Raw genomic sequence first — 12,500 nt, 5'->3', positions numbered from 1 at the left:
GATTACGGTTTAGTACAACCGTCGCAACCGGAACCTGGTTCTGCTGCGGCAGTTTAGTTCTACTGCGCTTCCCAGCTTGAAAGCCGATTAGTTTGAAAGTCACGCCTGGCTTGAGAGCAATATCTTAGTGTTACGGTAACGAATGTAAATCTATGGGTAATGACGCCCGTAGATTATAGCTACCGCACCGCTAAGCCCCCCGTGTAAAACACTCACTGTACCGCATCCGTGAAGATGCTGCACGCTAAACGATGAGAGGAAACAATGGCTGCAATGATTTATAAGGATCAACACCCTGTGGTGGTAGAGCCGAAAAAGCCCCGCCGCGACCGGACCCACTGGCTCTACATTATGGTCATTATCGCTGTCGCAGCTGGAATTTGGCTTGGGCTTGCCGCTCCTGAGACTGCAAAAGAAATGAAATGGCTCGGCACAGCATTTGTCGGACTCGTCAAAATGATGATTGCACCCGTGATTTTCTGCACCATTGTGCTTGGGATCGGCTCTGTTAAAGCCGCTGCATCCGTCGGGAAAGCCGGCGGTATGGCTCTGGCCTACTTTATCGTGATGTCTACACTTGCACTTTTCATCGGTCTTGCCGTCGGAAATCTGATTCAGCCGGGCGAAGGGCTCGTGATCACTCCGGGCAGCGGCGACGAGTATGCAAGCTCCGCAGATAAAAGCTCTGCCGGGCTGCAAGGGCTGGTGATGAGCATTATCCCGACCACCATTGTCTCTGCCCTCACTCAAGGCGACGTCCTCAAGGCACTGTTTATCGCCTTACTGGTAGGATTTGCGGTACAGCGTATGGGGAAACAAGGCGAACCAATCCTGGGCGCTGTCGCCGCTTTCCAGAAACTTGTTTTCCGGGTGCTCATCATGATTCTCTGGGTGGCGCCAATCGGCGCATTCGGTGCTATCGCTGCTGTGGTTGGCGGAACGGGAGCTGCGGCATTAGCGTCGCTCGGTCTAGTGATGCTTGCTTTCTACATCACGTGCGTACTGTTTATCGTGATTATAATGGGCGGGGCGCTTGCGTTCTTTGCGCGGCTTAATATTTTCAAGGTGATTAAGTATCTGGCGCGTGAATATTTGCTGATTGTTGCCACATCTTCTTCCGAATCTGCTTTGCCGAATCTGATGGCAAAAATGGAGCATGCGGGTGTGGATAAATCTACTGTCGGTATTGTGGTGCCGACGGGATATTCGTTTAATCTCGACGGCACAGCGATTTACCTGACGATGAGTGCTGTGTTTATCTCCGAGGCAATGCATATGCCGATGAGTATTCCCGAGCAGATGGGGTTGCTGATCTTTATGATTATTGCTTCCAAAGGTGCAGCCGGTGTTTCCGGTGCTGGGCTTGCCACTCTCGCCGGCGGCTTGCAAAGCTTCCGCCCTGAGATGCTTGACGGTGTGGGTGTGATTGTTGGTATTGACCGCTTTATGAGCGAGGCCCGTGCGCTGACCAACTTTACGGGAAACGCTGTAGCGACATTAATCGTCGGTAAATGGACCGGCACAATCGATTACGATAAGGCGAATGCTGTGCTGAATGGCAGCGATAAGTTCGATTACGCTAAGATGACCGATGATGCTCACGGTATTTCCGGTGAAGACACAAAGGTGTCTGTAGGCGTGCCGCCGGCTCCTGTTAATCCAGCCGATCGTCTCACTCCAACCCCGATGCCGGTTTTGCCAGCGGATAAATAAAGCATAAAGAACCGGGATCCGGTTCGGGCAGCGGTTGGTATGGTGGTTTCGGGCGGAGGTTAAGGCCGCGCGGTCTTTCAAAATTTTCCGAAATCTCCCTAAATTTCTCTAAAAGTACGCTCAGAAAGATAATCATTTCTGAGCGTACTTATTTTTCTCACAGCGTTGTTTGATCTGCTATTTGGCACACTTTGGGATTAGATGCAGGCTTACCAGTATAGTTTCTGATTGCTGGAATTAGCTTGCTGCATTATTTCCTTAATCCCAACATTATTTCCTTAATCCCAACATTATTTCCTTAATCACGACGATTTTCGGTTTAATAAAACTTAATAAAACGCCGGCAGCACGCCGTTCTTCGCATACTTTCTGATTTTGTGAGATTTATGCGCTAGTTCGCGGCTTGCCGTCGTTATTCCGTATGTCGGACATTTCATCTGCGGAGAGTTAAGAAAACCGCGATAAAATATGCCCTGTGCGGCGGGAACTCGGTTTTGTTACGTAAGCGGCGGCAAGAACTCAGGCTGTGGTTTTCACCGTCAGAAGCATTTGTGTTTATGCTGGTCACGAGTTCAAAGTAACGACGATTCCCCGTTGGGAAATAAAATCGCGCATTTCGCCGCCAGTTACGTAACCATATAGGGAATTTTGCCATCAGTTACGTGAAATCACGTGAACTTTGCCGCCAGTTACGTGATTTTATTTTGGGGCAAGAATGGATCGGCACCTTGCGGACTGGAGGGATTCTATCCTTCGAAAGATAGTTCCTGCATTTTCCGGGCGGCAAATAATGCCATTACTGCAGCCACCACAAGAGTGCCAAGGCAGACGAATACTGGGAGCATTTCGATCTGCCCGTAGGCGGCGCCGCGTACCAAGTGAACCTGATATGTGAGCGGATTGATGAGCGCCAACATCTTGAGTACAAGCGGCGCACTATCAAGGGGATAGAATACGGGAGCCGCAAAAGTGAGCGGCATGATCGTGATGGTCAGAATGAAATCGCGAGTCTGATAATTACGCACTGCAGACGCCACTACGAAACTCAGCAGACTCCACGTGAGCGCGCCCAGCACGGCAGCGAACATCATCACCGCAATAGTCAGCAGACTGTAACGCACCCCGAGAATCGCTGCAAAGACCAATAAGATGAGAGCTTGCACCGTAAATATCGCGATTCCAGGAAAAATCAGACCAAACAGATAAGCCGACTTAGGAACGCCTGATTGCAGTTTGAATGCGGCAAGACCCCAGCGCCGTTCAGTGACCGTCCGCGCCACAACTCTATTCAGACCGCTGAGAGCTTGCATGACGATTGCGCCAGGAACAACGAAATTGAGGTAGGTGCCGTCCCCAAAGGCGGAGGCAAGCCCAACACCGAGCAGTCCAAGATATGTCATCGGCAATACCGCCAGGGACACCCAACGCTGCCAGGTGTGCAGTTCGGCTCCGAGCCATTCCAGCCGCATCATAATCGCGAGCGAGTGGAACCAAGATGCCGCGGATCGCGAATCAGCATTGGTTTCAGATTTATATGCACGCTGGCTCATCGGCTCTGCTCCTTCTGCTCGCCTGCGGTCGCTGCTAAAAATGCTTCGCCCAAGGTCACTCCGCGGCGTACCGCATCTTTCACAATGCCTCCTTCGGCTTCGATACTGCGCAGCAAACCGCCGAAAGGAGTCCCAGTCGGAACTGTGAGTGTGAGGTGCCGCCCGTCATCATCAATAGTGATGTTGTAATCATGAGGAAGAGCGAGGTGGAAAAGATCTGCTACCGGATCTGCCAGCTCGATCGCGATGTTTTCATGCTGCGCAAACCGTGTCACGAATTCTTGTTTAGTCCCCATAAAGCGTAAGATGCCGCCATCCAATAGCAACACGTCATCGATCAGAGACTCAATCGCAGTAAAATCATGCGAAGAAATCACGACCAGGTTCCCTTGGTCACGGCTGGCATGTATCGCTTGCGACAAACGTGCGATGTGCCCCAAGTCCAAACCAACTGTTGGTTCATCAAGCAGCATAATCTGCGGACGCATTGCGAGCACTCGCGCGATCATGAGGCGCTGCTGCTGACCGCCAGACAAAATTTCGGGAGTTTCATGAATCGGTTCATTTTCGAGCCCGACACTTGCCAACGCCTCATCAGCTCGTTTCCAGGCTTCAGCTCCGCGTAAACCGGCGAGGAGGCTCCCATCCACACATTGGTGCGAATACTCACGAACCAATCGATCATCAGTTGTTGGGCACACCAACCTAGCGGCCCTCCCTTTACTGTGACACTCCCAGAGGTTGGCGTGCGCACACCTGCACTCACGTTAATCAACGTGGTTTTACCTGCACCATTCGCCCCGAGCAAACCAATAACGCGGCCGCCGTGCAAGTTTACCGTGATCTCCGACAAGGCCGGGCGTGTACCGCCATAATCAACAGAAACATGCTCAAGTTTAAGAAAAATGCCAGTATTATTCACAACTATTCACCCCGCTCAGCTCCGCAACATTCAGAAATATCAATTTTGAATTCGTCCAAAATTGGTTCTCGCAAGGACTTTAAGTCCGTCTGGAAAAATAATATCCCTGGCACTGCCCCCCCAAAAAAATAAACACCAGCTTGGAATCTGGGGATCGTTGCAGCACCTGATGTGTGAGGGAGTGTTTTCGGGTGTTGCGGGAGTATCGGGGTGTTGCGTATGCGTCGCGTTCGTTGATGTGTGCTGCTCGTCGTGTTTATTATGTTCAGTTATTAAACGAGGGATTGAATTTCACGCAAGCAGCCAGGGCTGTTGGGGTTTCGAAACGTACGGGCAAGGTCTGGAGTAATGGGCGGACCAGAAACAGTGGGCGTAACGAGAAACCGAGCGCGGATTGGTACCGTGTTGATATGGATAAGCCCCAGCCGATTTCTTCTCGTTATCTTTCGCAAGACGAACGCATCGCAATTGCCGACATACTTCATCACGGGCAGGCTATCCCTAGTATTTCTCGGTATCTAGGACGTGCTCCATCGAGTATTAGCCGTGAAATAAGAGCTAATACGAATCCAGATAACGGGGTATGTGAGCCGTATCGGGCTCATCAACTATCTCATTGCCGTCTCAAACACCCCAAGATAGCGAAAATACTTGCTTATCCTGTCTTGTTCACTCTGGTTAAAAAGTGCTTGGGTAAGCATTGGTCGCCGCAACAGATCAGTGGCAGACTAAAACAGATGTTCCCTGATGATGAGTCGATGTATGTGTGTGCCGAGACAATATATCAAGCGATCTATGTTCATGCTCGCGGCAGCCTCAAACTTGAGGTTAAAAACGCTCTGCGAAGCGGTCGAGCCGTGCGTAAAACACGCTCTGATATATCAACGCGTAAGCCTCGTTTGCGTGAAGCAATGGTGTTGATTCATGACCGCCCAGACGATATAGAAACACGTATGATTCCAGGGCATTGGGAAGGCGATCTTATCCTTGGTGCTGGCAACAAGAGTGCTATCGGCACACTCATAGAACACACAACACGGTTCACTATTTTCTTACATCTTCCTGATCGTCATGACGCTGGTAGCGTGCAAGAAGCTATCGTGAAGAAAATGCAGCACCTTCCTAAACTTTTACGTAATTCTCTTACCTGGGATCAAGGCTCGGAAATGGCACTCCATACGAAAATCTCTACCGAGCTAGACATTGATGTGTATTTTTATGACCCGCACTCGCTCTGGCAACGCGGCACCAACGAAAACACCAACGGACTCTTACGTCAATACTTCCCCAAGAGTATCGACCTATCCCAATTTTCCGAAACCTACCTCGACACCGTCGCTGAAGAACGGGGGCGACAGACCAAGAAAACCCTCAACTGGCACAAATCAAGCGAGCATATAATCGAACTAATCAACAACAACTATTGCAACCACCCCTAGAAGCCACCCTGGTCAGGTAACGCCGCGCTGAAGAACGTGACATACCCGTAGCCTCGCAAAAACTATCCAACACCAGGCCTTTTTCACCCTTTGTAGCGTTCCGGTACGCCTTACGCAACCGGCTCGCCACCTCCACACGCGTACCCATAGAAATAATCCGATCACTCATACCAACATTTTTTCGCGCTCAAACAACATGAGGCACCACCATGTTTACGCGCTCAATATATGTAAGGTACGCCGACGATTTGACAAAGCCAAGATAGTGAGTTATTCTAATGACCACAGGCGCTACCATGTACTCGAAAGATTATCCGGCGTTGGTCGCAAGTAGGGACACTCTTTGGGGGCGTAAATGCACCTTAGTAATATTCAAACCTAGCTAAGGGAAACTGCCATGAGTTCTCCAACTACCACCGACATAGACTTTCAGGATTTCTCTGATTTAGACTTCCAAGACCTATCTGATGCTTTCGACGGTATCGAGGTCGTGGAACTTGACGAGACTATGACGCTCTCCGAAACTGCTGCTTCATCGGGCATTTCTTCTTGTAATAGTTGCTCGTGCTGCGTCTCGACTTCTTGCTGTAGCGTTCACATCGGCGGTTGATACCACAGCACAACTGTCCGGTCTGCCTTCTTTTCCGTCGGCGGCCAGACTTTGAGAGATTACTGGTCGAATGGACGTTCAAAACTTATCGAAAAACTTCGGCTCCGTCAAGGCGCTGGACTCAGTCTCTTTCACAACGCCTACCGATGCGACTGTCGCGGTGATCGGGCATAACGGCAGCGGAAAAACGACGCTTCTTGAGACAATAATGGGGATTCAGCACCCAAGCGAGGGGAAAATCGATCTCTCTGCGGAGTTGTCAGGCGCTCCGCTAAAGGAAAAATCGGTGTCGTCCTGCAGAAAAATAACTTCTACGAATCAGCCACAGCTTTGGAGCTTTTGCGTCTTTTCTCCACCTACTATTCAGGTCCGGTGCTTCCTATTGATGATCTCGTCAATCTCCTTGACCTGAGTCCGTTCATCAATAAACGATACGGCTCACTATCTGGAGGTATGCAACAGAAGGTTAACCTTGCCCTCGCCTTTCTAAACAACCCCGCCGTAGTGGTTCTTGACGAGCCCACTACGGGTCTGGATCCGCTTGCCCGTCTGGATTTCTGGGCCACGCTACGTGACCTCTGCGTCGGGCGGTTGGTTTTGGTCTCGTCTCATTACATGTCTGAGATTCAAGAGAATTGTACACATTTAGTGCATTTAGACCGCGGAAGGCTTCGTTACGCGGGTCAGATTGATCCTCTACTTGAGCAAGCCGGGGTGCCAGATTTGAATAGTCTCTACATACGTATAGCAAAGGAATCGAGGTCCACTCGTGCTTCTCGAGCAGCTCAAGATTGAACTGAAGATTTACCTTCGGCAACCGCTTTACCTCTTGTTTAGCGTTGTAATGCCTGCTGTGAGCTTCGGGATATTTGGGTCAATTTACAAAGATGCTTCATATGGTGGACTAGACTTCTTTGCTGCCTATATTCCAGGTTTTTGTGTAATTATTTTGTTTGCTACCGGTGTATTCAATGTTGCCAATCAGGTAGTTTCGGAACGAGAGCATGGAATATACCGTCGGCTGTCAGTCACGCCAGTTAGCATGCTAAGAGTGATGTGTGTTGTTGTCCTTAAAGTGTTTCTCGTTTCTGTGCTTTCTTTCATTCTAATACTGCTCTTAGCCTTTTTTGTTTTTGATATTACCCCTCCAGCCCTGTGGTTCTTTGTGCCAGCTTTCTTGGCAACAGTACTCGTTGCCCTCGTATTCGGATTCACCTTCGGAGCGCTATTCGACAAGACCAACCAATTCTCAGCAGCAGGAATGGCAATATTTACTCCACTGATACTTTTGAGTGATGCAACACTTCCTCTGCAAGTAATGCCTGGATATCTTAAGACAATTGCTCAGGTAAACCCTCTCTACCGACTCAATCTCCTACTCAGAGCAGCTTGGGATCCAGCGTCTCACGCTGTTTCCAGTGGCTCTCTGTTGGAGTCGATAGCGGTCTTGGCGCTACTTCTGATGGTGGCATCGACTGCAGCATACCTGCGCTGGAGGGCGCCCCGGTGATTCGCAAACACCCCATTACTATAGTTCGTAAGAAGCTCTCATTTGGCGCGTGCTGGGGAGTATGGGACTTTCGTGGCCCCGACACGATGCAGCTCGCCACCGCCGAAGAAGATTTGCGCCGGCGTGCATCGCAACTTGCGGATTGGCTTGGCAGAACCGAACGCATTCGAGACAATAAACGGAAAAAATTTATTCGACATCTACGTCAGTTGAATCTCGAAGACTGGGAAGCGTGGAGTTGTGCCGATGGGTCGTGGAACGCTTCATACAAAGATTTCTTACAGAATCTCAAAGACCATCACACTTTCGCTGAAAATTACATAGAAGAGGTCACGAAGAAATGCGCAACCCATCAAAAGGCAGCCATCGAGCTTTTTCGCTCCTTTGGTCCGTTGGGAATATCGCTTAACTTTGTTTCGCCGGACTTATCTCGGGCTGTCAAAAGAAGCAATAAATTTGACTTGACTGGAAAAAAGACACGAAAGATGACACGCGGTTTGGGGCGCGTGCTCCTACGAAGCAATACCAAGAGCAGTCCGTTTGCTATGCTCAATGAAGTTGAGGTTAAGGTGGACGGGCGTCTTCCTGTACAGCTTGTGACAGCTATTACGCCGAATACAGTTCATCAGCTGTGTGTATTTGAGGCGCTGGTCTTGAATGATGCCATTATCGATCAGGTGCATTTTCAGCTCAATTCAAATTATTGGGACGATGGGCATACCCTGCATGTGGTAGCTCAAGCCACTGATTCTGTCAACCGCAAGGTGTTCAGGCACCGTGACCGCTTATTCCGCGCCACTATCAACGCACCAATCAGGGCGGTACTCTCCGCGGGGACTCTGTCATCGACGTTGCCTACTTACAGTGCCGACTGGGCATGAGCGTCAGTGACGCGCGTGATGCCATGCGCACGATGGTTGGTCTGGGTCTAGTCAACATAGAAGAACACTTGACGGAACGGCTCGATGGTATGTCCGCCCTTCTCGAAAGAATGGAAAGTTACGCGCTACCGGTAGAAGGGCCTGTTGCCGAAACAATTGCAGATTTGCGGACCATGCATGCTTTGTGGATGCGATTGGTGGACCGTTATTCAGAGAGCGACCATCAGGATTACGTTACTTACTTTGAATGTATTAACGAAAGACTGGGTATACTCGGATTCGATACACGTGATGCTCTTTTCCTTGATCAGGTGTCTGCCACCGGCAGCGAAGATGGTCTAACCAAACACCAGCTTGACGATCTTGATACTCTTTTAGTTTTAGCCCCCGCCTTTGACGTCAACACCCTTATCCAGCAAGAGCTCATATATCGCTTAGGAGGATATGATCAACTCGAGCAGCAAGACTTAGCGGATGGTGCTTTCTTCAGACTGTTAACAGAAGTCAACCTTGCTTATGCGCACTACTGGAGTGACCCTTTCGAACACTTCGCTAGTCAATGCCCTAATGTGGATGCATTGCAGCGCGTTAAGCAGGAATTCATAGAAATAATTCGTGGGCGGTTTACGGCCGGCGTGACGTCCGAAGTTGAGATTCTTTCTGAAGATGTCAATCGTCTTCAAGGAATGCTTCCGGACGGGGTTACTGCCCACGGGTATGTTTACTCAGTGTTCGGACAGCACTGCCCTGATGGAAAGCTCGTCGTAAATAATTTCTATCCGGGCCACATGAGTTTTATGCACCGCTACACGCGCCACTTAGATTTAGGGGATGAAATCAACAACCGGCTTCGCGCTTTCTACCACAGGGCCGGCCAAGTCCCGATTGAGATTTACGAGACGATGGGGTTTAATGCCAATATACATCGTCCCTGTTATGAAGAACGGCTTCTGTTTGATGCCAGCAGGGACCGGAGTGATGGTGGTCGATTCATTCGGCAGATTCCCCTGGGTCAATGTCGGCTCGTCCCACGAGGTTCGGGAATCGGACTCAAAGGGTATGATGGTCTGACTCGCGTACCCATCCTTCCGAGTTCGTTAATTCGAGTTCTCTATCCAGGTCAGGTGGCCTTCTTCGCTTCGCTTTTTGACAACATTTCATTTATCAATAATTTAGCAGGACTTTTCCTTAGTGAGGAAGGAAATAAAGATATAGTCCTATCCCCCGAGTGCGTTTCCAATCTTTGATTCTTGAACGTCGTCGGTGGTTACTAGGTCGCTCGGCTACCAGCGCGTTCCGAGCAGCATTGGGAGGGCCAAATGCGCCTCTTGCCGTAGCATCCTGGCTCTACAGTCACGACTTGCCTTCCCGGTTCTATCTGCAAGTACGGAGGTCTGCCTTCTCTGGTCCCGTACACAACATCCCTCAGGAGTTCAAGAAGCCACAGTTCTTTGATGTCAACGATCTCTGGCTGACACAGCTAGCTTATAGCGAAGTAATGCATGCAACAGAGGTGCTGATCTCGGAGGAGCTACCCAATGCATACGCACCAGAGTTCTTGACTGAGGTCATGGCATGCGTTTCCGGACAGGAGGATGGATTGTGATAGTTGAGATTTCGATGGCCCTGAATATTTCTAGTCCAGCGAAAAGACGTTTCGTTGTTGAACGTCTTGTATCAACGCTGCATCAGTTAATTCCGTCTCGGTATTACTTTACCTGGCAGGTGCGTTCTATTCCTTGCCTTGTGGTGTATACGGTCGGCTCCCTGAGACAGACTCAAGCTCTAGTAACAGCGCTTCAGCAACAGGTAGATGACTACTGTTCGACACTCAACGAGCAAGAGTTGCAGGGGAGCGCTGTATATACTGAACGCTGGGACGACCTGCGCAAAATGAATAGTCTTCGAGAGACAGGAGATACCCCGAACAACTTCCAGGTGACGTGGCACCAGATTGCGGGAATTCCCCGCCGAGGGGAGTATATTGCCCAAATCGAACGAGACCTCTATAACGAACAGCTGTATCGCGTGCAGCCTCTCGTTGAGGAATCGCTACGGCTTCTCACAATGGGAGGGTCATCATTGGAGATACCCTTCCTTGTTGGTCTCTTTTATGTGGCGAGCATTCAGCTAGATCGCAGATGTGCGCTAAGGGGATACCAGTCGTTTAAGTCTCACATGATTGGTTTCCTTTCTTACGAACATGCTGACATGAAACTGTACGCTCGAGATTTTTCTCGTTATTTTGATTTAAATCGTGACATGTTTACCTCGTTTTTGAATCGTCTCGGAAGCGGAAAGAATAGCAAAAACGATCCTATGATTGAGCTGTTGCAGCGCTGGGAAGTTGAATTCTCGAAGATTTTCGATGAACATCAACGTGCTCGCGCCAGCGGATTTTGGGTGAACCCCTATCGGGCTATGCGCTACGGAATGGCGCGGCGCCGTTTTCGGGGAATGAGTGCTTTTCATAGGGAGGCCTTCTCGAAGAAATCACATTTGATGGACGGGGTGGAGTTTTCGACATTCCGTATGCTCGTGAACTTTGTCTATCTACTTCTCCCAGCAATGGGTGTTAGTTCGCGAAAGCGGGTGCAGGCAAGTTATATCCTTACCGCATTGATGGAGGGGAAATCAATGTCGAAAAACTGTAGCGTTGAAGGACAGGTGTGGTTTGTCTCACGACAGAACACTTTCGTCACCACGACATCGGCAGGTACTCTTCTGCGAACTGGAGGACGGCAGTTCAACGTTCCCGCCGGCCTCGTCTCTGAAGAAGAGATTCGGGCTGTTCTCAGTTTTCTGGCTACTCCTCGTCCAGCCACGGACGGTGGGCTGCGTGATTTGTCTCCACGTGCTCTCAAACTCCTCTCAGCAGGTGGTAGCGTGTATCGTGGCCCACTGCCGACAGCAAGTCCGGTGGCAACCTACCTGATCCGCAACTATCCAGATCCTGCGAAGATTGATGTGTTGCTACGATCTCGCTGTCCTCAGTTCGCGCCCGACAGCAGCCGGCTCGCCCGGGATCTTTGGGCTTTGATGCACGAGCTTCTGCCTCCTGCTGTTCCCAGCTCGGCAGGCCCTATTCTAACTCTAGTGGATGATAATGCCCAAAAATGCGGTAAGAGGACACTCTCTAATGCGTTCTATACGATGGCTTGCCCGTCTTGGCGCTATCCGGGAGAAATTCTCCTTCTCGGAAGTGAAGATTACTCGGAATTCCACGAGTTTCGTGATTCCTCGCCTGAGCCTGTTCTTGCGCGGGCAGCACTTGGACGCCCTCACGTCAGTAGGCTTGTGGCTTTTTATCTCCTTTTGATGTGGATTGATTCGCTCTCTGTTGCACCTCGTTTGTCCCGAGCATACGCCGTTTCTCCCGATCTCGAGGTGGCACCTCTCTGTCTGGAGCAGCCGCCGTTCTGTGCTAAACCTGTGAGGGATTACCCCAGTGAAACTCTAACGGGTTTATCGGTTCACGAGAGCGTCGACGCCCTTATGAAAAACAGAAATGGCTCAACAGGAATTTTAATTGAACCCAATTATTTTTCTAATGGGACTAAAGTTGAGATCCGCTTAGCCACCCCTCGGGCTATGGTCACTGCAACAGGGCAAGGAGCTGATCTTGGGACTTCTGTTCTTGCTGCGGTCTCAGAGGCGTTTATGAGGCTCGGCGCTGCGCTAGGAACAGATGCCAGAGTGGTTGCCGGAGCAGATATCCATCCAACAGAACACTGGCCTATTCATGCATTGTCCCAGTCGGGACTAGCTCTTGTTCCCAACTCCTCGCTCCAAGCCGATGACTAGAACATTGTCTACACAAGTCAAGCAGTTTTCGGATCGGACTCTGTGCGGTCCTGCTGACGTGGGGGCCCTAG

9 protein-coding genes and 2 pseudogenes are annotated in these 12,500 nt (G+C 50.2%); 8 read left to right on the top strand and 3 right to left on the bottom strand.

Features of this window, described 5'->3' with window-relative positions; translation table 11 throughout:
* Positions 1-264 precede the first annotated feature (264 nt).
* Complete coding sequence (locus RQN30_RS06930; protein WP_353059845.1) at positions 265-1,713, top strand: cation:dicarboxylate symporter family transporter; 1,449 nt, start codon at positions 265-267, stop codon at positions 1,711-1,713.
* A gap of 746 nt (positions 1,714-2,459) precedes the next feature.
* Here RQN30_RS06930 and RQN30_RS06925 read toward each other — a convergent pair.
* From RQN30_RS06925 to RQN30_RS06915, 3 genes and pseudogenes are all read right to left on the bottom strand, one after another.
* A complete protein-coding gene (locus RQN30_RS06925) occupies positions 2,460-3,263 on the bottom strand; it encodes an ABC transporter permease (RefSeq protein ID WP_353059844.1) in 804 nt (267 codons plus the stop codon).
* A complete protein-coding gene (locus RQN30_RS06920; RefSeq protein ID WP_353061799.1) occupies positions 3,260-3,964 on the bottom strand; it encodes an ATP-binding cassette domain-containing protein in 705 nt (234 codons plus the stop codon). The genes RQN30_RS06925 and RQN30_RS06920 overlap by 4 nt, the downstream gene beginning before the upstream one ends.
* Before the next feature lie 17 nt (positions 3,965-3,981).
* Positions 3,982-4,185, bottom strand: a pseudogene (locus RQN30_RS06915) (ATP-binding cassette domain-containing protein); the annotation flags it as partial.
* Positions 4,186-4,376: 191 nt separating this feature from the next.
* Here RQN30_RS06915 and RQN30_RS06910 point away from each other — a divergent pair.
* The 7 genes and pseudogenes from RQN30_RS06910 (at position 4,377) to RQN30_RS06880 (ending at position 12,429) form a co-directional block, all read left to right on the top strand.
* On the top strand, positions 4,377-5,624 hold the full coding sequence (locus RQN30_RS06910; RefSeq protein WP_353059843.1) for an IS30 family transposase: 1,248 nt from the start codon (positions 4,377-4,379) through the stop codon (positions 5,622-5,624).
* A gap of 397 nt (positions 5,625-6,021) precedes the next feature.
* Positions 6,022-6,234, top strand: a complete 213-nt coding sequence (locus RQN30_RS06905; RefSeq protein ID WP_353059842.1) for a thiazolylpeptide-type bacteriocin — start codon at positions 6,022-6,024, stop codon at positions 6,232-6,234.
* A gap of 70 nt (positions 6,235-6,304) precedes the next feature.
* Positions 6,305-7,029: pseudogene (locus RQN30_RS06900) on the top strand (ABC transporter ATP-binding protein).
* The gene (locus RQN30_RS06895; protein ID WP_353059841.1) at positions 7,004-7,744 is read left to right on the top strand and encodes an ABC transporter permease; all 741 of its coding nucleotides are present in this window, start codon (positions 7,004-7,006) and stop codon (positions 7,742-7,744) included. Before RQN30_RS06900 ends, RQN30_RS06895 begins: the two are co-directional and overlap by 26 nt.
* Before the next feature lie 86 nt (positions 7,745-7,830).
* Complete coding sequence (locus tag RQN30_RS06890) at positions 7,831-8,625, top strand: hypothetical protein (RefSeq protein WP_353059840.1); 795 nt, start codon at positions 7,831-7,833, stop codon at positions 8,623-8,625.
* Entirely contained in the window at positions 8,622-9,872 is a 1,251-nt protein-coding gene (locus RQN30_RS06885) for a hypothetical protein (RefSeq protein ID WP_353059839.1), read from the top strand. Before RQN30_RS06890 ends, RQN30_RS06885 begins: the two co-directional genes overlap by 4 nt.
* Before the next feature lie 355 nt (positions 9,873-10,227).
* Complete coding sequence (locus RQN30_RS06880; protein WP_353059838.1) at positions 10,228-12,429, top strand: hypothetical protein; 2,202 nt, start codon at positions 10,228-10,230, stop codon at positions 12,427-12,429.
* Positions 12,430-12,500: the final 71 nt, after the last annotated feature.

It is taken from the genome of Arcanobacterium hippocoleae (assembly GCF_040360365.1).
GTDB classification, from domain to species: Bacteria; Actinomycetota; Actinomycetes; order Actinomycetales; family Actinomycetaceae; genus Arcanobacterium_A; species Arcanobacterium_A hippocoleae_A.
This window is presented reverse-complemented; position numbering and strand designations above follow the sequence as displayed.